This is a genomic window from Vibrio sp. OPT20 (assembly GCF_963889365.1).
Classification (GTDB): Bacteria; Pseudomonadota; Gammaproteobacteria; order Enterobacterales; family Vibrionaceae; genus Vibrio; species Vibrio splendidus.
This window is the reverse complement of record NZ_CAWPOA010000085.1, coordinates 26,557-50,502: the sequence shown is the minus strand read 5'-3', so window position 1 is coordinate 50,502 and position 23,946 is coordinate 26,557. Positions and strand designations below refer to the sequence as shown.

17 protein-coding genes and 17 tRNA genes are annotated in these 23,946 nt (G+C 45.1%); 28 read left to right on the top strand and 6 right to left on the bottom strand.

What is annotated here, in order from left to right; translation table 11 throughout:
- Positions 1–155: 155 nt before the first annotated feature.
- The 4 genes from AACR09_RS19285 to rsgA all read right to left on the bottom strand — a co-directional run bounded on the left by AACR09_RS19285 (position 156) and on the right by rsgA (position 6,117).
- Positions 156–2,036: a methyl-accepting chemotaxis protein gene (locus AACR09_RS19285; protein ID WP_193835566.1), complete on the bottom strand. Its 1,881-nt coding sequence runs from the start codon at positions 2,034–2,036 to the stop codon at positions 156–158.
- Positions 2,037–2,296: 260 nt separating this feature from the next.
- Complete coding sequence (locus AACR09_RS19280) at positions 2,297–3,712, bottom strand: SLC13 family permease (RefSeq protein ID WP_004733348.1); 1,416 nt, start codon at positions 3,710–3,712, stop codon at positions 2,297–2,299.
- 297 nt (positions 3,713–4,009) lie between these two features.
- A complete protein-coding gene (asd, locus tag AACR09_RS19275) occupies positions 4,010–4,936 on the bottom strand; it encodes an archaetidylserine decarboxylase (RefSeq protein ID WP_065607112.1) in 927 nt (308 codons plus the stop codon).
- Between the two features lie 125 nt (positions 4,937–5,061).
- Positions 5,062–6,117 carry a small ribosomal subunit biogenesis GTPase RsgA gene (rsgA, locus tag AACR09_RS19270; protein ID WP_004733350.1) on the bottom strand — a complete coding sequence of 352 codons (1,056 nt, stop codon included), beginning with the start codon at positions 6,115–6,117 and terminating at the stop codon, positions 5,062–5,064.
- A 149-nt stretch (positions 6,118–6,266) separates the two neighbouring features.
- Between rsgA and orn the strand changes: the two genes are divergently transcribed.
- The 18 genes from orn to AACR09_RS19180 all read left to right on the top strand — a co-directional run bounded on the left by orn (position 6,267) and on the right by AACR09_RS19180 (position 9,453).
- Positions 6,267–6,812: an oligoribonuclease gene (orn, locus tag AACR09_RS19265; protein WP_004733351.1), complete on the top strand. Its 546-nt coding sequence runs from the start codon at positions 6,267–6,269 to the stop codon at positions 6,810–6,812.
- A 179-nt stretch (positions 6,813–6,991) separates the two neighbouring features.
- Positions 6,992–7,067, top strand: a tRNA-Gly gene (locus AACR09_RS19260).
- A 60-nt stretch (positions 7,068–7,127) separates the two neighbouring features.
- Positions 7,128–7,204 (top strand) — tRNA-Met (locus AACR09_RS19255).
- Positions 7,205–7,260: 56 nt separating this feature from the next.
- Positions 7,261–7,336 (top strand) — tRNA-Gly (locus tag AACR09_RS19250).
- A 51-nt stretch (positions 7,337–7,387) separates the two neighbouring features.
- A tRNA-Met gene (locus AACR09_RS19245) sits at positions 7,388–7,464 on the top strand.
- Positions 7,465–7,540: 76 nt separating this feature from the next.
- Positions 7,541–7,616, top strand: a tRNA-Gly gene (locus AACR09_RS19240).
- A gap of 120 nt (positions 7,617–7,736) precedes the next feature.
- Positions 7,737–7,813: transfer RNA gene (locus AACR09_RS19235), tRNA-Met, on the top strand.
- A 76-nt stretch (positions 7,814–7,889) separates the two neighbouring features.
- A tRNA-Gly gene (locus AACR09_RS19230) sits at positions 7,890–7,965 on the top strand.
- A gap of 104 nt (positions 7,966–8,069) precedes the next feature.
- Positions 8,070–8,146: transfer RNA gene (locus tag AACR09_RS19225), tRNA-Met, on the top strand.
- A 75-nt stretch (positions 8,147–8,221) separates the two neighbouring features.
- Positions 8,222–8,297, top strand: a tRNA-Gly gene (locus AACR09_RS19220).
- Positions 8,298–8,357: 60 nt separating this feature from the next.
- A tRNA-Met gene (locus AACR09_RS19215) sits at positions 8,358–8,434 on the top strand.
- A gap of 77 nt (positions 8,435–8,511) precedes the next feature.
- A tRNA-Gly gene (locus AACR09_RS19210) sits at positions 8,512–8,587 on the top strand.
- 103 nt (positions 8,588–8,690) lie between these two features.
- Positions 8,691–8,767: transfer RNA gene (locus AACR09_RS19205), tRNA-Met, on the top strand.
- Positions 8,768–8,842: 75 nt separating this feature from the next.
- Positions 8,843–8,918 (top strand) — tRNA-Gly (locus AACR09_RS19200).
- 61 nt (positions 8,919–8,979) lie between these two features.
- Positions 8,980–9,056, top strand: a tRNA-Met gene (locus AACR09_RS19195).
- Between the two features lie 56 nt (positions 9,057–9,112).
- Positions 9,113–9,188, top strand: a tRNA-Gly gene (locus AACR09_RS19190).
- Positions 9,189–9,223: 35 nt separating this feature from the next.
- Positions 9,224–9,300: transfer RNA gene (locus tag AACR09_RS19185), tRNA-Met, on the top strand.
- Positions 9,301–9,377: 77 nt separating this feature from the next.
- A tRNA-Gly gene (locus tag AACR09_RS19180) sits at positions 9,378–9,453 on the top strand.
- Positions 9,454–10,085: 632 nt separating this feature from the next.
- Here the strand turns inward: AACR09_RS19180 and queG are convergent.
- Positions 10,086–11,228, bottom strand: a complete 1,143-nt coding sequence (gene queG / locus AACR09_RS19175) for a tRNA epoxyqueuosine(34) reductase QueG (protein ID WP_193835565.1) — start codon at positions 11,226–11,228, stop codon at positions 10,086–10,088.
- A gap of 247 nt (positions 11,229–11,475) precedes the next feature.
- Between queG and tsaE the strand changes: the two genes are divergently transcribed.
- The 8 genes from tsaE to hflC all read left to right on the top strand — a co-directional run bounded on the left by tsaE (position 11,476) and on the right by hflC (position 21,034).
- Entirely contained in the window at positions 11,476–11,940 is a 465-nt protein-coding gene (gene tsaE / locus AACR09_RS19170; RefSeq protein WP_004735870.1) for a tRNA (adenosine(37)-N6)-threonylcarbamoyltransferase complex ATPase subunit type 1 TsaE, read from the top strand.
- Positions 11,934–13,655, top strand: coding sequence for an N-acetylmuramoyl-L-alanine amidase (locus tag AACR09_RS19165; RefSeq protein ID WP_193835564.1), 1,722 nt, complete (start codon positions 11,934–11,936; stop codon positions 13,653–13,655). Before tsaE ends, AACR09_RS19165 begins: the two co-directional genes overlap by 7 nt.
- 51 nt (positions 13,656–13,706) lie before the next feature.
- Positions 13,707–15,983, top strand: a complete 2,277-nt coding sequence (gene mutL, locus AACR09_RS19160; protein WP_193835563.1) for a DNA mismatch repair endonuclease MutL — start codon at positions 13,707–13,709, stop codon at positions 15,981–15,983.
- Positions 15,984–16,080: 97 nt separating this feature from the next.
- Positions 16,081–17,013, top strand: a complete 933-nt coding sequence (gene miaA, locus AACR09_RS19155; RefSeq protein WP_004735867.1) for a tRNA (adenosine(37)-N6)-dimethylallyltransferase MiaA — start codon at positions 16,081–16,083, stop codon at positions 17,011–17,013.
- 192 nt (positions 17,014–17,205) lie between these two features.
- The gene (gene hfq / locus AACR09_RS19150) at positions 17,206–17,472 is read left to right on the top strand and encodes an RNA chaperone Hfq (RefSeq protein ID WP_004735866.1); all 267 of its coding nucleotides are present in this window, start codon (positions 17,206–17,208) and stop codon (positions 17,470–17,472) included.
- Between the two features lie 44 nt (positions 17,473–17,516).
- A complete protein-coding gene (gene hflX, locus AACR09_RS19145; protein WP_004735864.1) occupies positions 17,517–18,824 on the top strand; it encodes a ribosome rescue GTPase HflX in 1,308 nt (435 codons plus the stop codon).
- Between the two features lie 27 nt (positions 18,825–18,851).
- Positions 18,852–20,054, top strand: a complete 1,203-nt coding sequence (gene hflK / locus AACR09_RS19140) for an FtsH protease activity modulator HflK (protein ID WP_004735863.1) — start codon at positions 18,852–18,854, stop codon at positions 20,052–20,054.
- Between the two features lie 2 nt (positions 20,055–20,056).
- Positions 20,057–21,034: a protease modulator HflC gene (gene hflC, locus AACR09_RS19135; RefSeq protein ID WP_004735862.1), complete on the top strand. Its 978-nt coding sequence runs from the start codon at positions 20,057–20,059 to the stop codon at positions 21,032–21,034.
- A 228-nt stretch (positions 21,035–21,262) separates the two neighbouring features.
- Here the strand turns inward: hflC and AACR09_RS19130 are convergent, their stop codons facing one another.
- Positions 21,263–21,451, bottom strand: coding sequence for a DUF2065 domain-containing protein (locus tag AACR09_RS19130; RefSeq protein WP_026012244.1), 189 nt, complete (start codon positions 21,449–21,451; stop codon positions 21,263–21,265).
- Positions 21,452–21,623: 172 nt separating this feature from the next.
- On the opposite strand from AACR09_RS19130, the gene AACR09_RS19125 reads away from it, so the two are divergent.
- Both AACR09_RS19125 and motX read left to right on the top strand, forming a co-directional pair.
- Positions 21,624–22,940, top strand: a complete 1,317-nt coding sequence (locus tag AACR09_RS19125; protein WP_017078237.1) for an adenylosuccinate synthase — start codon at positions 21,624–21,626, stop codon at positions 22,938–22,940.
- Between the two features lie 298 nt (positions 22,941–23,238).
- Complete coding sequence (gene motX / locus AACR09_RS19120; RefSeq protein WP_102567622.1) at positions 23,239–23,874, top strand: flagellar protein MotX; 636 nt, start codon at positions 23,239–23,241, stop codon at positions 23,872–23,874.
- Positions 23,875–23,946: the final 72 nt, after the last annotated feature.

Genomic DNA, 23,946 nt, shown 5'->3' with positions numbered 1-23,946 from the left:
AAGTGATTCTTATGAAAGAACGACTTTGTTTCAGTTATTAGTTTATGTCAGCTGTCACTTGCTGGTGTGGTTCAACTTACTTTGCTTGAGGCGCGCTATATCTCAAAGCGCTAAACCTCAAAGCGCTAAACCTCAAAGCGCTAAATCTTAAAGCGCTATACCTTAAAGCGCTCCACGTCTTGGCGCATCGACTCAGCAGCGCTGCTCATGTCATTTGAGCTATTGCGACTGCTTTCTGCTTGTTGTGCCAAATCGTCGGAGGCGTCTTTGATTCCTTGCGTATTGCGGCTGATGTCTTCGCTGACCGCGCGTTGCTCTTCTGCAGCACTGGCTATTTGCAGCGCCATGTCGTTGATTTCAGTGATTGCTTGCGTGATTTTAGTCAGGCTACCATGGGCTTGTTCTGCGAAGCCAACACTGTTCTCTGCCAGTTGAGTGCTGGTGGTCATGCTTTCAACGGCATGTTCGGTATTCTTCTGCAGCGTATCAATCATCACGCGGATTTCTTCGGTCGAGCCATGCGTTCTTTGGCTGAGCACGCGCACTTCATCGGCCACAACCGCAAACCCACGACCTTGTTCACCCGCACGAGCGGCTTCAATCGCGGCATTCAATGCCAACAGGTTGGTCTGTTCGGCAATGCCTTGAATGGTGGATAGGATCTGGTTGATGCTTTGAGCATTGCTCTCTAATTCACGAATCACATTGGCTGCATCTTCAACTTGAGTCGCCAGGCCAGTAATCGCATCGCGGTTTTGTTGGATGACCTCTTGGCCTTCGTTACAAGCAGTAGCGGATGCCTGAGAAGCGGATGCCGTTAATTCGGCATGGCTAGCTACTTCGGCTGCGGTGGCGGACATCTCATGAATCGCGGTCGCAATTTGGTTGATATCGTTTTGTTGATTCTCAACGCTAATCGAAGACTGGGTCGCCAGTTGATTGGCTTTCTCTGCATGATTGTTGAGATCGTGGCTGTGTTCTATTACGCCCTTCAACATGCTTTGCATCTGGCTTAAGAACTGGTTCACAAGCTCGGCAAGTTTGCCAATCTCATCCATACGTGTGATATCAATGCGCTGAGTGAGATCGCCTCTGCCTTGTGCGAGCTGAGTTAAGGCTTCAGACAAGGTTTGTAATGGAGAAAGTAGGCGGTTGATCACCACGGTACTCGCAATTGAAATGATGATGTACAACACCAAAGAGGTCAGCGTGATGAATTGAATGGCATCGGATACTGCAGAAAACGCCATTTCTTTATCGATAACGATACCTAACGACCAATCGGTGTTCGGGACATTGGCAATATAGACCAGCTTATCGCCTTGACCCGGCCAAGTGAGAGTGGTGATCATTTGGTCTTGGAGCAGTTGTGACACCTTGTTGGTTGTGAGTTCTGGATTCAAACTGGTCAGTGGTTTTTGACTCAGTTCTTCATCACTGTAGGCCACAATGTTGTTATTGCCGTCGACTAAAAACGCAAAGCCATCGTTATCCAGTTTTACATTGAGCACGGTATCGATAATGCTGGTTACGGTTAGATCGGCCGCGAGAACACCTTGTCTATCGCCACTGAATGCTTTGGCAAAGCTGATGACAATGCTGCCGTCAAAGTCCTGATAAGGTTCGGTAATGATGAGGTCTGATGTTGCGTTGGCATCTTTATACCAAGGGCGAGTGCGCGGGTCATAGCCTGCTGGCCAATCTTCACCTTTGTCGCCATAGGCGATAGTGCCATCGCTGAACCCTGCATAAACAGACAAGAATTGTCCGGCTTGCTTGGTGATCAATAACTCGCGATCAGAGTTGCTACTACTTGAAATAGTCGATTCATTGGCAAGCATCATATCACTGCGGATTGAGAGCCAATCGGCAATGTAATTGGTGGTGCCAACACTGACATTTTTCATTTCTTGGTTAATCGCGACCTCTGTTTCTTGAGTGAGCTGATTAACTGATATCCAGGCTTGAGCGCCACTCACGACGGCGATGATGACCGCAATCGCGATCTGAATTTTAAACTTAATAGTATGTCTCAAGGTCTATTCCTCTCTATTAGACAAAAACCTAATTACAGTGACGTACTTGATGGTGAATTGGTGTGTCTCTGATGCGTGTATAGTGCCGTTGTCTTGATGTTGGTAAATGTGTTTAAAATCAAAAATTTAAAATGACTTATCGTTATTTTTAATAAACCGTGAAGTAGAATCACAATTATCTATCGATTAAAAACTGATAAACCCTCCAGATAGCGAAATCATGATTGCTATCTGGAGGGTTGTAGTGAAAAGCTAACGTGCTAAGTGATGATAAACAGGGCGAGGTAGACCATTAGTAAGCCGACGATCCCTAAGATGATGCCCATCTTCGCCATGTCTTTACTTTCGATAAGCCCGGTCGAGTAGGCCAACGAGTTTGGTGGTGTCGATACGGGTAAAATCATACCTAGCGATGCAGAGAAGGCGACCACAACCAGTAGTCCTTGCAGGCCTCCTATCGCAACCAAGCTTTCCATTGATGCACCAATCGCAGCGGCGATCGGCATCAGTAAGTTGGCCGTTGCGGTGTTTGACATGAAGTTCGCCATTAACCAACATACGATGGATAACGTTAGCACTACCGCCGTTGGTGAGAGCGACTCATAATCAATCGCGTGTGCGAGTGCCACGGCTAAGCCTGTTTTATCGAGTCCTATACCAATCGCAATACCACCGGCTACTAGCCACAATACATCCCAGTTAATCAGCTTGAGCTCTTCTTTGCCCATGATGCCGGTGAGAGTAAACACAGCCAGTGGAATGATAGACACCACATAAGTGTTCATGCCGTGCAGTTTGGTGGTCATCCACAATAGGATAGTGGCAGCGAAGGTGACGTAAACCACAATCGCTCGCCAGCTTTTTCTAAATTGGCCATCAAGCTTGAGCACCATGTTTCTTTCCTTGGACGGGAAAAACTTCTGTAGAAGGAACCAAGCGATGGTGAGTTGAATGATCACAAAGGGCAAGCCCATCATCATCCAGCTTAGGAAGTCGATACTGTTCTCACCCGTCAGGTATTGCAGTGCGATGGCATTGGGCGGTGTACCGATTGGTGTCGCGATACCACCGGTGTTAGCAGCAATTGGAATACACAACACGAGCGCTTTAATCCCCATGTCGCCTTTTGGCGCAGAGGCTACGATTGGGCCTAGCAGCGCGAGCATCATTACCGTTGTTGCGGTATTTGACATGAACATTGAGAACACGGCGGTGATCAGCATTAAGCCGAGCATAATGAAGCGCGGTTCTGTACCAAATGGTTTGAGTAATACTCGTGCTAAGTTGTTGTCGAGTTCGTATTTGGATGCGGATATCGCAAGAGCGAAACCACCCATAAAGAGGATGATGATTGGTGACGAAAATGCACCGAATATGTCGGTATATTTGATTAATTCACCGAGATCGTGTCCCGCTGGTGGGTTTCTAAATAGGTGCAAACCTTTGTCGGAAATCATCACCAGTTCAAGTGCTATGATCAAAATGGAAGTGGCGAATACCGGAACAGGTTCAAGCACCCACAGTAGAGCGGCCAACAAGAATATTGCCAACAAGCGGTGTTGAATCAGCGTGAGATCATCGATTGGTATTGAATCTATCGGCATGAATAACACGCCCAAGGGAATCGCAAAACAAATCAACAGCTTGGCCAGAACGCCAACATTGAGTTTAGGCATGTACAAAGACCCTATGAATAAAATATCTTCAAATAGAGTAAGTTATCTGGTTTTTTGGTACTTGGAGACGGGTTGTAAAATCGGAAAGTTGTTTAAGGTTTCGACAGTTGTTTTGTTTTTGGTCAATCTTTTTATGAGGTAATTCGACGTACTGCTCGTTGAGAATAAGGTTATCGATAGTTAGATTTGTTGAAATCTTGAAGGGAAATGTCTCGAACTAGATAAGAAAAAGGCGCGTTATTCTCTAAAAATAGAAAACTAACGCGCCCTTAAAGCTTACTAAGTTAACTCAGAGAGTTAGACTTGGTCTGTGTTCTCTGTTGAATCAACAGCTTCAGCAGTCTCTTCATTTACTTCAGCGTCTTTGCCCGCAATATGCGCGAAAGGGGTGCCTAGAACGGTTTTCTCACCATTTTGCATCGTTTCGTCAAACTTGATTGCGTCTTTAGCGAACAGGTTGATAACCGTTGAACCAAGCTTAAAGCGGCCCATCTCTTCGCCTTTCTTCAAGACGACGGCTGTATCACCTTGTGCAGGGTAATCCCATTTGTAAACTGAGTTACCACGAGGTGGAGTAATGGTGCCAGCCCATACTTGCTCGATGCTGCCAACGATAGTTGCGCCAACCAGCACTTGTGCCATTGGGCCAAACTCAGTATCAAAGATACAAACCACACGCTCGTTACGTGCGAATAGGTTTGGAACGTTCTCTGCCGTTAACGGGTTTACAGAGAAAAGGTCACCCGGAACGTAGATCATTTGGCGCAGTGTGCCGTCACATGGCATGTGCACGCGATGGTAATCACTTGGCGACAAGTAAAGCGTTGCAAATTCGCCGTCTTTAAATTCATCCGCTAGAGCAGCATCACCACCCAATAGCTCACGAGCTGAGTAGTTATGGTTTTTAGCTTGAATCAGTTGACCGTCAGTAATTGGGCCAAACTGGCTTACACGTGCATCAGCAGGGTGAACAATAACAGAGTCACCTTCTGCGATAGGGCGCATGCCTTCTTTCAATTCACGTACGAAGAATTCATTGAATGTTTTAAAGTGTTTTGGATCGCTATGCAGAGCTTCATCCATGTTTACTTTGTATTGCTTGATGAACCAGTTGATGATCGCTGTCGTTAAGCCACCCGCTTTAGCAGATGCCAGTTTACCGACTAGGCGAGTTAGCCCATGCTGTGGGATCCAGTACTGCAATCCAACTTTAATCTTATCCATTGTATTAATTTTCCAATGCTAATTGTTTTTCAATTAAATCTGTCGATGACGGTTTAGGGCGCGAGATGTTACTTAAATTCGCGCCAATTGTCAGTAAATGCACACATTTGTTCACAAAAACGCGATTAGAGATCGGCTTTCTTGCTTCGTGAGTACTGACGGTTATCTTTGTTGTCAGCCATTGTTTCAATAATGCGATGGTAGCTAGCAAAACGTAAGCGGCTAATTTTACCGTCTTCAACGGCTTCACGTAGAAGACATCCAGGATCGTCATTGTGTTTACAGTCACGGAATTTACAACCACCTAGGTATGGTTTGAATTCAATGAAAGCATCAGTGACTTCATCGGGTTCTAAATGCCATAGGCCGAATTCACGTACCCCTGGGGAATCGATAAGATCACCACCAGAAGGGAAGTGATACAAACGCGCTGCAGTCGTAGTGTGTTGACCCAGTCCTGAGTTTTCAGAAACCGCGCCTTCTTCAATGTCTAATGTCGGCATGAGTGCATTCACTACGCTGGATTTACCTACGCCAGATTGACCAACGAAAATGTTGATACGATCTTTCAATTCGGCTTCCAACTCTTTGATGCCGTAACCCGACTCTTTACTGACGAACATGACTTTATAGCCGATTTTCTCGTATATTTTCAGCGTTTCGCGGTATTCGCTAATTTGTTGTTCTGTCAGCAAGTCGACTTTATTGAGCACAACTAACGGGGCAATATTCACCGTTTCAGAGGCGATCAAGTAACGGTCGATGATATTAAGTGATAGCTCCGGCAGTACAGCTGAAACGATAACCATTTGATCTACGTTTGCGGCAACCGGTTTTAGGCCGTCATAGTAATCAGGGCGAGTTAGCATTGACGTTCTTGGCTCAACGGCTTCTACAACACCAGAGATGCCGGCCATTGATTCAAGTCCTGCGCGCCAAATGACTTTGTCTCCAGAAACTAACGTTTCAATACTGCGGCGTAAGTTACAACGGTGAACTTCGTTGGTTTCAAGATCTTCGATATCGGCATGTTGGCCAAAGCGCGTAATTACGAGTCCGCTTTTTGTTCCGCCAAGCATGTTCTCATCCCACTGGATAGAATCTTCTTTCTTGAGTCGCTTGTTCTGGTTGCTACGTACACGACGCACTTGACCTTTGGTTAACTTCTTTTTTTTAGCCACAATTTTTCACTTAACACATCTAACTTGATGATTGAGGACTCAAACGGAATGTTGTTGGTACCATTGATTTCGATGGCCCTAAAGCTAGTTTGAGTATAGTTATTTGGGTATAGTACCTCTTTTATACATAAACAAATAGGCGACGCCTTATGTCCTTTAGCGATCAGAACCTGATTTGGGTTGATCTAGAGATGACGGGACTTGATCCTGAAACTCATAAAATCATTGAAATTGCTACTATCGTTACTGATAGTGAGCTTAACATCCTGGCTGAAGGACCTGTTTTGGCTATTCACCAACCTCAGAGTGAATTGGACAAGATGGACGAGTGGTGTACAACGACCCACACCGGCAGCGGCCTAGTGAAACGAATTCAAGAAAGCACGGTTTCAGAGCAAGAGGCTATTCAACAAACGATTGAGTTTCTTGAGAAGTGGGTACCAAAAGGCAAATCACCGATTTGTGGTAACAGCATTGGCCAAGATCGCCGTTTCTTATACAAACACATGCCAGAGCTGGAAGAGTACTTCCATTACCGTTATGTCGATGTAAGTACCCTGAAAGAGCTGACTCGTCGCTGGAAACCCGAAGTACTTGATGGTTTTTCAAAGTCGGGAAGTCACCTTGCATTGGATGATATTCGTGAGTCGATCGCTGAACTGCAGTACTACCGAAAAACGATTATTAACATCTAATCAGATCAAATGATCACGTTTATCTAACTTTTCAGGGACATAAGAGCTGATTTTTTTGCAAATCTGCGTGCTTTTACAGCAGTTGAGTAAAAACTTTCGTAATTTTGCATTAAGGACTTGCATCACAAAAAAATGCTCTTATAATTCGCAGCCCTGAACGACGAAAGACGTTTCAGATTGCGATACTAGCTCAGTTGGTAGAGCGCAACCTTGCCAAGGTTGAGGTCATCGGTTCGAACCCGATGTATCGCTCCAATTTCTTTCTTAGGATTGATGTTGGGAAATAGACTCATTGACTTAAACAATGCATCCGGACGCGGGATGGAGCAGTTTGGTAGCTCGTCGGGCTCATAACCCGAAGGTCGTCGGTTCAAATCCGGCTCCCGCAACCACATTACAGTTAGGCGCCATTTATTGCCCAAGGTAATAAGAACAGCGATTAACTATTGCGATACTAGCTCAGTTGGTAGAGCGCAACCTTGCCAAGGTTGAGGTCATCGGTTCGAACCCGATGTATCGCTCCAAATTCTCTCTTTTTAGAGAACAGAGTCATTAACTTAAATAATGCATCCGGACGCGGGATGGAGCAGTTTGGTAGCTCGTCGGGCTCATAACCCGAAGGTCGTCGGTTCAAATCCGGCTCCCGCAACCACATTACAGTTAGACGTTGATAGCTTCTTTGCAGTAAGAACTTAGTTTTGAGCAGAGAAGATGAACGGTTAGCTTATGCGATACTAGCTCAGTTGGTAGAGCGCAACCTTGCCAAGGTTGAGGTCATCGGTTCGAACCCGATGTATCGCTCCACTTTTATTCGAACAAGAAGTAATATTCTTAGAAGTCATCTCCTAGAGAAAGTACTCAGAATGAAAATGGTTTAGTCTCATTGTCTTAAACGGTAATGATGCGAAAAGAGAAACATCCGGACGCGGGATGGAGCAGTTTGGTAGCTCGTCGGGCTCATAACCCGAAGGTCGTCGGTTCAAATCCGGCTCCCGCAACCACATTACAGCTAAACGTTGATAGCTTCTTTGCAGTAAAAACTTAGTTTTGAGCAGAAAAGATTAACGGTTAGCTTATGCGATACTAGCTCAGTTGGTAGAGCGCAACCTTGCCAAGGTTGAGGTCATCGGTTCGAACCCGATGTATCGCTCCAAATTCTATTCTTAGAAGCTGTCTCTTTGAGAATGTGCTCAGAATGAAAATGGTTTAGTCTCATTGTCCTTAAACGGTAATGATGCGAAAAGAGAAACATCCGGACGCGGGATGGAGCAGTTTGGTAGCTCGTCGGGCTCATAACCCGAAGGTCGTCGGTTCAAATCCGGCTCCCGCAACCACATTACAGCTAAACGTTGATAGCTTCTTTGCAGTAAGAACTTAGTTTCTAGCAGACAAGTTTAACGGTTAACTAAGCGATACTAGCTCAGCTGGTAGAGCGCAACCTTGCCAAGGTTGAGGTCATCGGTTCGAACCCGATGTATCGCTCCAATTTCTTTCTTAGGATTGATGTTGGGAAATAGACTCATTGACTTAAACAATGCATCCGGACGCGGGATGGAGCAGTTTGGTAGCTCGTCGGGCTCATAACCCGAAGGTCGTCGGTTCAAATCCGGCTCCCGCAACCACATTACAGTTGAACGTTGGTCACTTCTTTGCAGTAAGCACTTAGCTTCTTAGTAGAAAAGATGGACGGTTAGCTTATGCGATACTAGCTCAGTTGGTAGAGCGCAACCTTGCCAAGGTTGAGGTCATCGGTTCGAACCCGATGTATCGCTCCAAATTCAGTTCTTAGAAGTCATCTCCTAGAGAAAGTACTCAGAATGAAAATGGTTTAGTCTCATTGTCTTAAACGGTAATGATACGAAAAGAGAAACATCCGGACGCGGGATGGAGCAGTTTGGTAGCTCGTCGGGCTCATAACCCGAAGGTCGTCGGTTCAAATCCGGCTCCCGCAACCACATTAAAGCTAAACGTTGATAGCTTCTTTGCAGTAAGAACCTAGTTTCTAGCAGACAAGTTTAACGGTTAACTAAGCGATACTAGCTCAGCTGGTAGAGCGCAACCTTGCCAAGGTTGAGGTCATCGGTTCGAACCCGATGTATCGCTCCAATTTCTTTCTTAGGATTGACGTTGGGAATATAGAGTCATTAACTTAAATAATGCATCCGGACGCGGGATGGAGCAGTTTGGTAGCTCGTCGGGCTCATAACCCGAAGGTCGTCGGTTCAAATCCGGCTCCCGCAACCACATTACAGTTAAGCGCTATCTGTTGCCCAAGGCAGTAAGAGCAGCGATTAACTAATGCGATACTAGCTCAGTTGGTAGAGCGCAACCTTGCCAAGGTTGAGGTCATCGGTTCGAACCCGATGTATCGCTCCAATTTAAGCCTCATTGTCTTAAACAATGCATCCGGACGCGGGATGGAGCAGTTTGGTAGCTCGTCGGGCTCATAACCCGAAGGTCGTCGGTTCAAATCCGGCTCCCGCAACCACATTACAGTTACACGTTGGTCACTGCCTTTCAGTAAGCGCTTAGCTTCTTAGCAGACAGTATTAACGGTTAACTAATGCGATACTAGCTCAGTTGGTAGAGCGCAACCTTGCCAAGGTTGAGGTCATCGGTTCGAACCCGATGTATCGCTCCAGCTTTCTTCTAAAAAGCTATTAAGATTCTTTAAGCCACCGTGTTTTTCTTTAGATCACAGAGTTTAAAGACGACCTTAAAGGTCACGCTCTTTCTTTAATGCTGCGAAGCATAATCCCCCCAAAAAGCAAATAATCCTCCATCATGGTGGATATTTTTTTGTCTTAAATTTTTCTTAGCAACTGGAATGCTAGTAAACATCAGGTCTCTGAAGCAGATACTTGAGGTTTTTCATATCTATAAACAGACTTATCCACAAAATGTTAGGTGTGGATAACTTGGTTGATAAAGTTATTTCAGACTTAATTCTTTACATATCCCCAAAAGATCTTTCTTGTTTTCAATATATTAGCTGAATTGTGGCGATCGTAACTTGTTGTTTTTTATGAGTTTGAGTGTTTATCTTGAATTTGATAAAAGATCGTTAACTTGTTGTTTTTTGATCTTAATCATTTATCGGTACTGTGTTTAACTTTGTGAGAGTGTCGGAAGTTTACGAGAGTTCTGAATTTTTTCCACATTGCTAAAATTGAGAACAAGGTCAAACATTGTTCTAAAATTATGTGCAACGGGTTGTCTTAAATGTTGGACTATTTAGGTAGGTTAGCTAGCCAATCGTTGATGCCTAAAGGGCTAGGCGTCTCTTGGCAGTCCCTTCTCAACAATACGTATCAGCCTGTGCTTTTTGGTGGATATTTTACTGCTACTTCTTTGCACACCGCTAGCGTTGGGTAACTGTTGTAGTTGTTTATTCAAAGCCCACTCAATATGCACATCTAGCATTTCGTTTTTGCCTTGATGAGATTCTAGTGTTTCAACAATGCGTTGTTGAAATGGCGCATTGCCCATAGCAACAAAGATATTGCGTAACCACTGGGTGTGGCCGATACGTCTTATTGCTGAGCCTTCCATTTTCTTTAGGAAGGTTGCTTCATCCCAACTTGAAAGTGAAACCAGATCGGCTTCTTGGAAATCTTCTCTACGATGAAAGTCTGTTTGCTCTGTGAGTTCGGCATGACGGTTCCACGGGCACACTAACTGACAGTCATCACAACCGTAAATACGATTACCAATGGCGTCTCTAAATTCTTCCGGGATCACACCATCGTATTCAATGGTTAAGTATGAGATACATTTTCGAGCATCCACTACGCCATCAGCAATAATGGCACCCGTTGGGCAAGAAGTGATACATGCGGTGCATTTTCCGCACTCATCAACACTGGGTTCATCAACAGGAAGCGGGATATTAACCAACAGCTCGCCTAGGAAGAACCAAGAGCCCGCGTCTTTATCAAGAATTAACGAGTGTTTACCTGTCCAACCCAACCCCGCTTTTTGAGCGAGCGGTCTTTCTAAAATAGGCGCTGAATCCACGAAAGGACGTGAGTCTAAACCTTCGACCTCTTTTTCGATTCTTTGTCCCAGCTTTTTCAACTGGTTACGGAACAATTTGTGATAATCGCGGCCTAAAGAATAACGGCTGATATAGCCTAGAGTGGTATCGCTTAGGTTAGAGGCAAACTGAGCTTCTGGTGGTAGGTAGTTCATTCGGGCGCTGATCACTCGAATGGTGCCTGGATGAAGTTCATCAGGACGTGCGCGCATCATTCCATGTCGAGCCATCCAATCCATTTCGCCGTGGTTGCCAGCATCTAGCCATGCTTGAAGAGGGGCTTCGTGTTCACTTAAATCAACATCGCAGATGCCAACTTTTTGAAAGCCGAGCTCTTTTCCCCAGATTTTAATTTTTTCAGCAAGATGGTCTAGATTCATGGCTTCATTCTTAATTCTTATTTTCTCTGTTTTACAATTAGAGATAAGGCTAATTAAAATTAGGTTCGGCAAAAATGGGGGCGGATCTTAACGGATCTTAGTGATATTGACCAGAACTGACGTGTTTTGATCAGTATTTTTCATAGAACTTACACTTGAGTGCTTGTCTACTAAAAGCATCACGGTTTACTATTCTTGTTCTTTTGATTTTTATATAGTCAACGATCGATTTTTAGAGAACGTATTCATGAGCACGAAACAATTTACTTTGAAAGATGAACAAGCAACGATTCAATTAGGGACGGAGCTTTCTAATCTTTGCTCACAGCAGACGACTATTTATCTGCATGGTGATCTTGGCGCAGGTAAAACGACCTTCAGTCGTGGCTTTGTAAAAGCACTTGGCCATCAAGGAAATGTAAAGAGCCCAACGTATACTCTAGTTGAACCTTATCAACTTGCCGATTGGCAGGTATATCACTTCGATCTTTATCGCTTAGCCGATCCTGAAGAATTGGAGTTCATGGGGATTCGTGATTACTTCACACCAGATGCTATCTGTTTGGTTGAATGGCCTGAGAAAGGCTATGGGATGCTACCGGAAGCCGATTTGGACATTGATATTCGTTACCAAGACGATCACCGTATTGTTTCTTTAACCGCTAATAGTGAATACGGACAGCGCTTACTTAGTCAGTTGGAGTTATGTTGATTTCTAGACGCCTTATTTCAGCAGTAGCCATGATGGCTACTGTTTTTTCTATACTATTTTCTTCACTTGTTTCTGCAAACTCACTGAAAAGTTTAAGGGTTTGGCCTTCTCCAGAAGAAACTCGTGTGGTTATCGACTTAAAATCAGAAGCGGACTTTAGCTATTTCACCTTGAGTAGCCCGAGTCGTTTAGTGGTCGATTTAAAACATACCAACCTTGCAACTAAGTTACCGGTCGTGGTGAAAGATAGCCCCGTTCTATCTAAGATTCGTAAGAGTTCACCGCCAGACAAAAATACCTATCGCTTGGTTTTTGAGTTGAAGAAATCCTCTACAGCGGAGTTGTTTAAACTCAGCCCGACTCCTGGTGGTCAGTACGGACATCGTCTGGTGATCGATCTGCCTCATGGTGCGACAAGCAAGGGGGCAACGACGTCGAAGCCGAGTAAACCAACGGTGAGCAAAAATATTAATCAGGTTAAACGTCAGAAAGACATTCTGATCGTGATTGACCCTGGTCACGGTGGTGAGGACCCAGGCTCTATTGGTCCAAGTCGTAAGTATGAAAAGAATGCGACTCTGAGTATTTCTCGTAAGCTTGCTGCACAGTTGAATGCGGTTCCTGGGATCAAAACTCGCATGACCCGTAATGCCGACTACTTTGTAAACCTTAACCGACGTGTTGCAATTGCTCGTGAAAACGAAGCTCATCTGTTTATCTCTATTCACGCGGATGCTTTTACGACCCCTCAACCAAGAGGTGGTTCGGTGTTTGTGTTGAATACTCGACGCGCAAATACTGAGATCTCTCGATGGATCGAGAACAAAGAGAAGCAGTCTGAATTACTCGGTGGTAGCGGTGCGGCTTTCACTGGCAATATTGATGATAAGAACGTAAACCAAACTCTGCTTGATTTGCAGTTCAGCCACTCACAGAAAGAGGGCTATAAGCTTGCAACCACCATTCTGTCTGAGATGGGTAAGGTTGCTAAGCTTCATAACAATAAACCAATCAATACCAGTTTGGCAGTATTACGTTCACCACAGATACCATCGGTCTTGGTCGAGACGGGCTTTATTTCGAATCCGACCGAAGAGAAGCTGCTCTTCCAACGTTCGCACCAAGATAAATTGGCACGAGCAGTGACCAAAGCGGTCGTTAAGTATTTGAAGGCTAACCCGCCAGAAGGGATTATCTTGTCTAATGCAACGTCATCAACCGGTAGCGTGAGCCAACATAAAGTGTCTCGTGGTGAGTCTTTATCGGTGATTGCGAGTAAATATGGCACCTCGACACAGACGTTGATGAAATTCAACAATCTGAAATCGAGCAGCCTAGCGATCGGCCAAGTGCTTAAGATCCCAAGCAGTGCTTCAGGGTCATCATCAAGCAGCGCAGTGAAAACCAAGACCATAACCCACACGGTTAAGTCTGGAGAGTACCTAGGCAAGATAGCCAGCCGTTACAAAGTACGGGTGGCAGATATCAAACGTGAGAACCGCTTGAAATCTGAAACCGTTAGAGTAGGCCAGAAGTTACGTATTACGGTTGAAGTGAAAGATGTCCCTCTGCGTAAACATAAAGTCGCAAGAGGTGATTACCTTGGCAAGATTGCTTCTAAGTACGGCGTGAGTGTTAACAGTATTCGCCAAGCGAATAAGCTACGATCTGACAGCCTAGCGGTGGGGCAGGTGTTGATTATTCCGCACAAGTAAGCTTTTTAACGCAGACATGTTTCCATCAATGGCAGTAAGGTAGCTATAAATATGACGATCAAAATACTGCCAGCTCGATTAGCTAACCAAATCGCAGCGGGTGAAGTGGTAGAAAGACCAGCTTCTGTTGTAAAAGAGCTGGTTGAGAACAGTTTGGATTCGGGTGCCACACGTATCGATATTGATATCGAGAAAGGCGGCGCTAAGATGATCCGCGTTCGTGACAACGGCAAGGGCATCGTCAAAGATGAGCTTGCGTTGGCGCTGAGCCGTCATGCTACCTCTAAGATTCATACCCTTGATGACCTTGAGGCGATCGTCAGCCTTGGTTTCCGTGGTGAAGCGCTCGCGAGTATCAGCTCTGTTGCGCGCTTAACCATGACTTCACGCCCTGCCACTCAAGACCAAGCTTGGGCGGCACACAGTGAAGGTCGTGATATGCAGGTGAAACTGCAGCCTGCCGCGCACCCCATTGGTACCTCGGTTGAGGTGTTGGACCTGTTCTTCAATACGCCAGCACGCCGCAAGTTCTTACGCACCGAGAAAACCGAATTCACGCATATCGATGAGCTTCTTAAACGCATCGCATTGAGTCGCTTTGATGTGACGATTAACCTTCGCCATAACGGTAAAATGATTCGTCAGTACCGCGCTGCCAAAACACAAGTTCAAGCAGAAAAGCGAATCGCTGCGGTATGTGGCAATCCTTTTGTTCGTCATATGCTTAAGATCGAACTTGAGCATCAAGGCCTAAAACTTCATGGCTGGATCACCACGCCAGAAGGAGCAAGGCAACAAAGCGATCTGCAATACTGCTATGTGAATGGTCGTATGATGCGTGACAAGCTGATCAATCATGCGATTCGCCAAAGCTATGAGACTAGCCTGCGCCCAGATCAATTCGCGACGTATGTGTTGTTCATTGAGCTAGACCCACATCAGGTGGACGTGAATGTTCACCCTGCCAAACACGAAGTGCGTTTCCATCAAGCCCGCCTTGTTCATGATTTCATTTACCAAGCACTGAGTGATGGACTAGCCCAAAGTAAACAAATTGATGCAGCACCGATCAAGCAGTCTGCGTTTCATCAGTCAGAAGTGATTCATCATCAGCAAGATAGCTCGAACACTGGTATCGGTGAAGTGGCCAGTTTTCCAGAGCCTGAAAGCACAATGCCTAGCCGTTCGGATCAAACCCAAGTATCTGATAGTGAACGACATGCTATTGAGCAAACGCCAGCCTACCCAAGAAAAGCAGAGTCTGAGCGCGCTTATGATCAACCTCAACACAGCGTTAATGATGCTGGGCAACATTATGGCTCAACAGCCAACCGAGGTTCATCGTCTAGAATTGGTGCATCGCCTAGCAGGGGCTCTTCAACCAACTTAGATTCGTCTACTAACATTAGTTCAGCTAACACAGGCTCGTCGGCTCGCGAGACCAGTTTTACCGGGTCCCCTCGTCAAGAGTGGATCGAGTCTCGACCTGAACCTAAAAAAGAAAAAGAGCAGCACCAAAATCATGGTGAACCCGCGCCCTCTAAGCGAGAAGTGAAAGCCTATAAAGAGCTTCTGAAAACGCCAGATTTTGATGGTCAAGTTGTAGTTCCATCATCTCCTCAAGAGCATGTGGCACCAGTAGAAACCAAAGACAACATAGAAAATATAGAAAATAAAGGAAATATAGAAGCTAAGCCTGCTCAACAGAACCTGGTTCATTCAAAACCAAGAGCTCCTGTGACGGACTTAGGCAAAGCCGTCTCGGTAGTGGAACGCCAATATTTGGTAATGGGAAACAAAAACGGAAGCGTATTGGTGTCTTTAGCCAAAGCGGAATTGCTACGTGTGATTGGCCAACTTGATACTCGAGAAGGTGCGTTAAAAAGCCAACCACTATTGGTGCCTTTATCGATTAAGCTTGGTAGTGAACTTGTCGAGGTTGCTAAGGCGTTGAGTCAAACACTGGCGTTATTGGGGATTGAGCTTAAGGCGCGAAACAGTGAAGCGGTAATGGTGATGGGCGTGCCTTCTCCTTTGAGGCAGCAAAACTTACAAATTTTGATCCCAGATCTGTTATCTTACGCGGCTTCATTAAACGCTCAGATTGTCGATAATCACGCTGCTACTGTTTTTAACGATATGTTGCCATCATTGGTCAACTGGATCGGGATTCAAACGGCACAAGTAAAAAGCGACTACACTTTATCTGAAGCGGTTCAACTAGTTGGAGAACTTGAACAGCTTTGGCATGGTCTACTTCCATTAGATGATCCAGAGTTTGTAAATCCTATCGACTTTTCAGCGACCATAGCCGCGTTTACGGTTTAACTTTTTCGCGATGGCATTTATCTTTGCAACTGAATGTATCGTGATACGAAGCCCTTTTTTATAAAGCGCTCTAACAGAGAAACAAATACAAAATATCATGACTGAAAAATTACCTTTAGCGTTGTTTTTAATGGGCCCAACGGCGTCAGGAAAAACAGATTTAGCTATCCGCTTACGTCAGAAGTACCCAGTAGAGATCATCAGTGTCGACTCAGCATTGATCTACAAAGACATGGATATCGGCACCGCTAAACCGGATGCAGGAGAGCTCGCGCTCGCGCCCCATCGTTTGATTGATATTCTCGATCCAAGCGAAGCGTATTCTGCGGCAGATTTTCGTCGTGATGCGATCAATGAAATGAATAAGATTGTAGCGGAAGGAAAAATCCCGTTACTGGTTGGTGGCACAATGCTGTACTACAAGGCATTGTTGGAAGGCTTATCGCCATTACCGGCCGCGGATCAAGAGATTCGTAAGCAGATTGAAGCGGAGTCTATTGAACAGGGTTGGCAGGCATTGCATGATCAATTAAGAGAGATAGATCCCGTATCCGCTGAAAGAATACACCCAAATGATCCACAAAGGCTTTCAAGGGCATTGGAAGTTTACCGAATTTCGGGTAAAACATTAACAGAGCTAACTCAAACGAAAGGCGATAGCCTGCCATTTCGTGTAAAACAATTTGCAATAGCTCCCAAGGAAAGGAAAGAGCTCCATCGCCGCATTGAACTTCGCTTTGAGAAGATGATAGAGGCGGGGTTTGAAGATGAGATGAAGGCGCTATATGCCAGAGACGATCTTCACCCTGAACTGCCATCGATCCGATGCGTTGGTTATAGGCAGATGTGGGATTATTTAGATGGGAATTGCGATTTAGACGAAGCGGTTTTCCGTGGTGTCTGCGCAACCCGTCAATTGGCCAAGCGACAAATCACCTGGTTACGCAGTTGGGATGATTTAACTTGGTTGGATAGCGAAAACATTGAACAGGCGTTAGAAACTCTTTCAGATGCAATAGCATCTGATTAGTATTGCTGTGTATAATGTGATCGCTTTTGCGTGAATATACTCTGAAAAGGATCAGTTATTGAGGCTTTTAAAAATCACAGCCTTTCAATAACAACGGAGTTTTTTTATTCGTTTAGCTCAGATGCAAAGGCCGCACCTTTTTGTGCACCACTAGCTAAATAATTACAACAAAATATAAATAAGGAAAATAAAATGGCTAAGGGGCAATCGCTACAAGACCCATTCCTAAATGCACTCCGTCGTGAGCGCATTCCAGTCTCTATCTATCTTGTTAACGGCATCAAGCTGCAAGGTCAGATCGAGTCTTTCGATCAATTCGTGATCTTATTGAAGAACACAGTAAACCAAATGGTTTACAAGCATGCGATTTCTACTGTGGTTCCTGCTCGTGCAGTTAGTCACCACAGCGGCGAGCAACAGCGTGCGCCATCTGATCGTCCAGAGAAGACTGAAGATTAATCGTTCAATTGATACAGCTTGCGCTGTAATAAGGAGTTGGTTGCTTGTTTGACCGTTATGAATCCGGCGAGCGAGCCGTACTTGTTCATATCAACTTCACGCAAGAGGGAGAATGGGAAGACCTAAGCGAATGTGAAATGCTGGTCTCCTCAGCGGGGGTAGAAACGCTACAAGTGATTACTGGTAGCCGACAATCCCCACTCCCTAAATACTACGTTGGAGAAGGTAAAGCCCTAGAAATCGCTCAAGCCGTTCAGCTGACCGGTGCTGAAATTGTGATTTTTAACCACTCTCTCTCTCCTGCCCAAGAGCGAAACCTCGAGCAATTGTGTAAATGTCGTGTGATTGATCGCACGGGTTTAATCTTAGATATCTTTGCACAACGTGCGCGAACTCATGAAGGTAAGCTACAAGTTGAGCTCGCTCAGCTTCGTCATATCTCTACCCGATTGATTCGTGGTTGGACTCACCTTGAAAGGCAGAAAGGTGGTATTGGTCTTCGTGGTCCAGGTGAAACTCAACTGGAAACCGATCGACGTTTGTTGCGTGACCGTATAAAAGCGATATTACGTCGTTTAGCGAAAGTGGCTAAGCAGCGTGAACAAGGGCGACGTGCTCGTAATCGAGCTGAAATCCCAACAATTTCTTTGGTTGGTTATACCAACGCAGGGAAATCAACACTTTTCAATCAAATCACTAGTGCAGGTGTTTATGCGGCAGACCAACTGTTTGCAACTCTAGACCCAACACTACGTAAGATTGAATTGGCAGATGTCGGGCCTGCAATTCTCGCAGATACCGTAGGTTTTATCCGTCATCTACCACACGACTTGGTCGCTGCGTTCAAGGCTACGTTACAAGAGACGCAGGAAGCTGACATTTTGTTACATGTTGTTGATGCCAGTGATGACCGCTTTCGTGAGAACATTCAGGCTGTTCATGAAGTATTAGAAGAAATCGATGCTCATGAAGTGCCAACCCTTGTAGTCATGAACAAAATTGACTGCATGGAAGACCAAAAACCTCGAATTGAAAGAGACGAAGAGGGCGCACCACGCGCTGTTTGGGTTTCTGCAATGGAAGGAGAAGGGATTGAACTGCTGTTTGAGGCTTTAACTGAGCGTTTAGCGAGTCAAATGGTTCAATTCCGGTTGTGTATTCCACATCAACATCAAGGCCGTATTCGCAGCTTATTCTTCGAGATGAAATGTATTCAACAGGAAGAGTATGATGAAAATGGTAACTTGTTGATAGATATCCGAATGCAACAAATAGATTGGTCTAAACTTGAAAAAAGAGAAGGGGCGCTCTTAGGTGACTTTATCGTTACCAAAGAGACTGCTACAGTATAACGTCATATCAAATGATGGAGCTTTCTAATGGCGTGGAATGAGCCTGGAAATAATAACAACGGCGATAATAACGGCCGCGATAATGACCCTTGGGGTAAGAACAATAATCGCGGCGGCCGAGATCAAGGACCGCCAGACTTAGACGAAGTGTTTAGTAAACTAAGTCAAAAGTTAGGTGGCAAGTTTGGTAAAAAAGGTGGCAACGGTAACGGGCCATCTATTGGTGGTGGCGGTGCAATTGGCTTTGGTGTCATTGCTGTCATTGCGATTGCTATCTGGTTCTTCGCTGGTTTCTACACCGTTGGCGAAGCAGAAAGAGCCGTTGTACTTCGACTAGGTCAATTCGACCGTATCGAAGAACCGGGTCTTAACTGGCACCCACGCTTCATCGATGAAATCAAAGATGAGCAACTGGTTAACGTTCAAGCGATTCGTTCTCTACGTGCTTCTGGCACCATGCTAACGAAAGATGAAAACGTTGTGACGGTTGAAATGGGCGTTCAATACCGTGTTTCTGACCCATACAAGTACTTGTATCGTGTAACGGATGCGGACGATAGCTTACGTCAAGCAACTGATTCTGCGCTTCGTGCGGTAATTGGTGACTCACTAATGGATAGTATCCTAACAAGTGGTCGTCAGCAGATTCGTCAAAGCACTCAAGAAACGTTGAACCGTATTATTGATAGCTACGACATGGGTATTCTGATTGTTGATGTGAACTTCCAGTCAGCACGTCCACCTGAGCAAGTGAAAGATGCATTTGATGATGCTATCGCGGCTCGAGAGGATGAAGAGCGTTTTGAACGTGAAGCTGAAGCTTACCGAAATGACATTCTTCCAAAAGCAACAGGTCGAGCTGAGCGTTTGAAGAAAGAAGCGGTCGGTTACTCAGAGCGCACAGTTAATGGTGCTCTAGGTCAAGTTGCTCAGTTTGAGAAACTGCTACCTGAATACCAAGCTGCTCCTGAAGTAACACGTAACCGTATGTACCTTGATACAATGGAAAAAGTGTACTCAAGCACATCGAAAGTCCTGATTGATTCTGAATCAAGCGGTAACTTGCTATACCTACCAATTGATAAGCTAGGCGCACAAGGTGGTTCTCAGTCGGGTACTCGCCCTGCAAAAGCATCATCAACTTACGATCAAATTGAGTTAGAAACTCAAGCGGATCCAAAGTCTAGCACTCAAACTCGTTCAGACAGTTCACGTCAAGGGAGATACTAATAATGCGTAAATTAATGATCCCTGTATTAGTTGTGACGATTGCCCTTCTATTGATGTCACTATTTGTGATTCAAGAAGGCGAGCGTGGCATGGTAATTCGTTTTGGTCGAGTTCTCGATGACAACGGCGTATCACGAATCTATGAACCAGGCTTGCACTTTAAACTGCCTATGTTTGATCGCGTAAAAGTACTTGATGCTCGTATTCAAACGATGGATGGTCGTTCTGACCGTTTCGTAACATCAGAGAAAAAAGACGTTCTAATTGATACCTACGCAAAATGGCGTATTGCTGATTTTGGACGTTTTTATCTGAGTACTGGCGGCGGTAATATCATGACGGCAGAAGCACTTCTTGAGCGTAAAGTGACAGATGTTCTTCGTTCTGAAATTGGTGCTCGTGAAATTAAGCAGATCGTGTCAGGCCCTCGTAATAAGGACATCCTGCCAGACTCTGCTGATAGCGAAGTCGTCACAACGGTAGCAGCTGCAGAAGCTCTAGAAGTTGATGGCGAACGCGACAAGATCATGGAAAACGTTTTGTCTGGAACGTCAGAAAGTGCGATGGCTGATTTAGGTGTTGAAGTTGTTGATTTCCGAATGAAGAAGATTAACCTTCCTGACGAAATCAGTGAATCTATCTACCGCCGTATGCGTGCAGAACGTGAATCGGTTGCTCGTAGACACCGTTCTCAAGGTCGTGAGAAAGCAGAAGTTATTCGTGCTCAAGCTGAGCTAGAAGTAGCAACAGTTCTTGCAGAAGCTGACCGTACAGCTCGAATCACTCGTGGTGATGCGGATGCAGAAGCAGCGAAGATCTACTCTGATGTGTACAGTAAAGATCCTGAGTTCTATGGCTTCATGCGTTCATTGCAAGCTTATGAGACATCGTTTAGCGATAAGAGCGACATTCTAGTACTGGATCCGAAGACTGACTTCTTCCAATACATGAATCAAGCGAGCGGCGCTCCAGCAAAATAAGCTGATGCGTTAGCGGATGCTTAGCTCAATAAGCAAAATACGTTAAAACTTAAAAGGCTCCCATTATGGGAGCCTTTTTGTTTTCTATTCTATTCTTTGAAGACTGAAGACTGAAGACTGAAGACTAAAGACTAAAGACTAAAGACTAAAGACTAAAGACTAAAGACTGAATATTGGCCATTGCGTCCTCAAGGAAAATCGAGTGACAGAGTCGTGCTTTGAGAAAGCCTAGCGGTAGGTCATGAAAGCGATAACGACGCCGGCAACCACAAGGCAACCGCCAATTCGGCGCAGTTGTGTGTCTGGCTGTTGGCTTAATTGAGCAACCATGTTTCTCCAGCCATTGGGTGCAATCAAGGGCCCCAGCCCTTCAACGATAAGAACAAGCCCGATTGCGAGCCAGATAGAATTAGACATGTTGCTGCCTTTTGCCTGTAAAAAGATAATAATATCAGCATCTTTACGGATCTTCGCGGTGTCATTGCAAATTTGCTTGTCGTTAGCTTTAACAATTATGAACAAAAAATGACTGCAAGAAATGTGATTCGGTGCTAGAATCCATTTTTAATTAGCAACAGAAATTGGAAAGATGGGAAATAACGTAGTCGTTCTAGGCACCCAATGGGGTGATGAAGGTAAAGGTAAAATCGTTGACCTTTTAACTGAAGATGCAAAATACGTGGTTCGCTACCAAGGCGGTCACAATGCAGGTCACACACTTGTAATTGACGGTGAAAAAACCGTTCTTCACTTAATTCCATCAGGTATCCTACGCAATAACGTTAAATGTGTTATTGGCAACGGTGTAGTATTATCGCCTGACGCACTTCTTAAAGAAATGAAACCTCTTGAAGATCGCGGTATCCCAGTACGTGAGCGTCTTTTCATCTCTGAAGCTTGTCCTCTAATTCTTCCGTACCACATTGCAATCGACAACGCGCGTGAAATCGCTCGTGGCGCTAAAGCTATCGGTACAACGGGTCGTGGTATCGGTCCTGCTTACGAAGATAAAGTTGCTCGTCGCGGTCTACGCGTTGGCGACCTTTTCGATAAAGAAGCATTTGCTGAGAAGCTAAAAGAAGTTATGGAATTCCACAACTTCCAACTAGAGCACTTCTACAAAGCTGAAACAGTAAGCTACGAAGAAGTTCTTGAGCAAGCGATGAGCTACGCAGACATGTTAACTGCGATGGTTATCGACGTAACTGACGAACTAGACGCAGCACGTAAGCGCGGCGACAAGATCATGTTCGAAGGTGCTCAAGGTACGCTACTAGATATCGACCACGGTACTTACCCATACGTAACGTCTTCTAACACGACTGCTGGTGGTGTTGCTGCAGGTTCTGGTTTTGGTCCTCGTCACATCGGTTACATCCTTGGTATTACTAAGGCTTACTGTACTCGTGTTGGTTCAGGTCCATTCCCAACTGAACTATACGATGGCCTTGAAAAACAAGACCCAGTTGGTAAGCACCTAGGCGATGTTGGTCACGAGTTTGGCGCAACGACTGGTCGTCTACGCCGTACTGGTTGGTTCGATGCTGTTGCTATGCGTCGTGCAATCCAAATCAACTCTCTATCTGGTATCTGTCTAACTAAACTAGACGTTCTAGATGGCCTAGAAGAACTAAAAATCTGTACTGGTTACAAGATGAAAGATGGTTCTATCCTAGAAGTTTCTCCAATGGCTGCTGAGTCATTCGAAGAAGCGACGCCAATCTACGAAACAATGCCTGGTTGGTCTGAAAACACATTTGGTGCTAAATCTATCGACGCGCTTCCACAAGCTGCTCTAGATTACATCAAGCGTATCGAAGACCTAACTGGCGTTCCAATTGATATCGTATCAACTGGCCCAGATCGTAACGAAACTATCATCAAGGTTCACCCATACGGCGCATAATGCCCGCTGAGTGATTACCAGGCACTAACCGTGCTCTGATAATGAAATAGTTTTCTAAAAGCCGACTTTATTAAGTCGGCTTTTTAATACCTGCAATTTAGCCACGCACTCTTTGATGGTGATCTTTTAAGCGTCATCAGGCAAAATATTGCCCATTAGCGGCAAGTTTTGTCTAAAGCCGTCAGGGTTATTGCCGATACAGATATCATGGAAAGTGAAGTTCACCCTGTTTTGTGCGTGTAGAAATCCTCTGCGGCCCTCAATAGATAACTTTAGCGACAGATAATAGAGTGCAGGTATGAAGCTACGAATTGTAGCAGCTTCATTGATAATGGCGCTGAGCTCACCCTTGAGTCATGCAAATTTGACTGACGTGGGAGAGCCCGTTCCAATATATACAGAAGCTGAACTGATTAAATTAATCGAAAATAATCGACATCTAGAGCGTGTGAAAGCGGATAAGTGCCAACTAGTAGAAGATATCGTTGCTCGTGCAACGCGTATTAGCTTGCCTTCTTATGAGTTTTTATACGGTGATATGCTGGCGTGGGGTGTGTGTGTTCCACAAGATGTAGAGCTTGGCATTTACTATATGGAAAACGCAGCACATCAAGGTTTACCCGCAGCACTAGAGCAACTGGGTCGTTATTATTCTCGTGGAACCTTGGTTCAACAAGACAAAGAGCGTGCAATTCCGTACCTACGTGAAGCTGCCTCTATGGGTAACCTAAGTGCAAGCATTCACTTAGCGGAACTCTTACTGCGTGATTACGGTAGCCCGCTAGATTATGAAGATGCTTACCGCTGGTTATATAACTCGGTGACCGCGGATGATAGGCAACACAAACGTATTACTGTGCTTCGAAGCGGTTTGGAGCGGAGAATGCCAGACAATATTATTGCTCGAGCAAAACGCCGAGATGTGTTCTGGTAATGACGAATATTAATTAAGGTTGATGACTAACGACTGCACTCGTTAATCATCTATCTTGATCGAGAAAGATAT

Bases quoted from the DNA above. Each gene is read 5' to 3' on its own strand.
- AACR09_RS19280 (WP_004733348.1), bottom strand. From the start codon at position 3,712: ATGCCTAAACTCAATGTTGGCGTTCTGGCCAAGCTGTTGATTTGTTTT.
- asd (WP_065607112.1), bottom strand. From the start codon at position 4,936: ATGGATAAGATTAAAGTTGGATTGCAGTACTGGATCCCACAGCATGGG.
- orn (WP_004733351.1), top strand. From the start codon at position 6,267: ATGTCCTTTAGCGATCAGAACCTGATTTGGGTTGATCTAGAGATGACG.
- queG (WP_193835565.1), bottom strand. From the start codon at position 11,228: ATGAATCTAGACCATCTTGCTGAAAAAATTAAAATCTGGGGAAAAGAG.
- tsaE (WP_004735870.1), top strand. From the start codon at position 11,476: ATGAGCACGAAACAATTTACTTTGAAAGATGAACAAGCAACGATTCAA.
- AACR09_RS19165 (WP_193835564.1), top strand. From the start codon at position 11,934: ATGTTGATTTCTAGACGCCTTATTTCAGCAGTAGCCATGATGGCTACT.
- mutL (WP_193835563.1), top strand. From the start codon at position 13,707: ATGACGATCAAAATACTGCCAGCTCGATTAGCTAACCAAATCGCAGCG.
- miaA (WP_004735867.1), top strand. From the start codon at position 16,081: ATGACTGAAAAATTACCTTTAGCGTTGTTTTTAATGGGCCCAACGGCG.
- hfq (WP_004735866.1), top strand. From the start codon at position 17,206: ATGGCTAAGGGGCAATCGCTACAAGACCCATTCCTAAATGCACTCCGT.
- hflK (WP_004735863.1), top strand. From the start codon at position 18,852: ATGGCGTGGAATGAGCCTGGAAATAATAACAACGGCGATAATAACGGC.
- hflC (WP_004735862.1), top strand. From the start codon at position 20,057: ATGCGTAAATTAATGATCCCTGTATTAGTTGTGACGATTGCCCTTCTA.
- AACR09_RS19130 (WP_026012244.1), bottom strand. From the start codon at position 21,451: ATGTCTAATTCTATCTGGCTCGCAATCGGGCTTGTTCTTATCGTTGAA.
- AACR09_RS19125 (WP_017078237.1), top strand. From the start codon at position 21,624: ATGGGAAATAACGTAGTCGTTCTAGGCACCCAATGGGGTGATGAAGGT.
- motX (WP_102567622.1), top strand. From the start codon at position 23,239: ATGAAGCTACGAATTGTAGCAGCTTCATTGATAATGGCGCTGAGCTCA.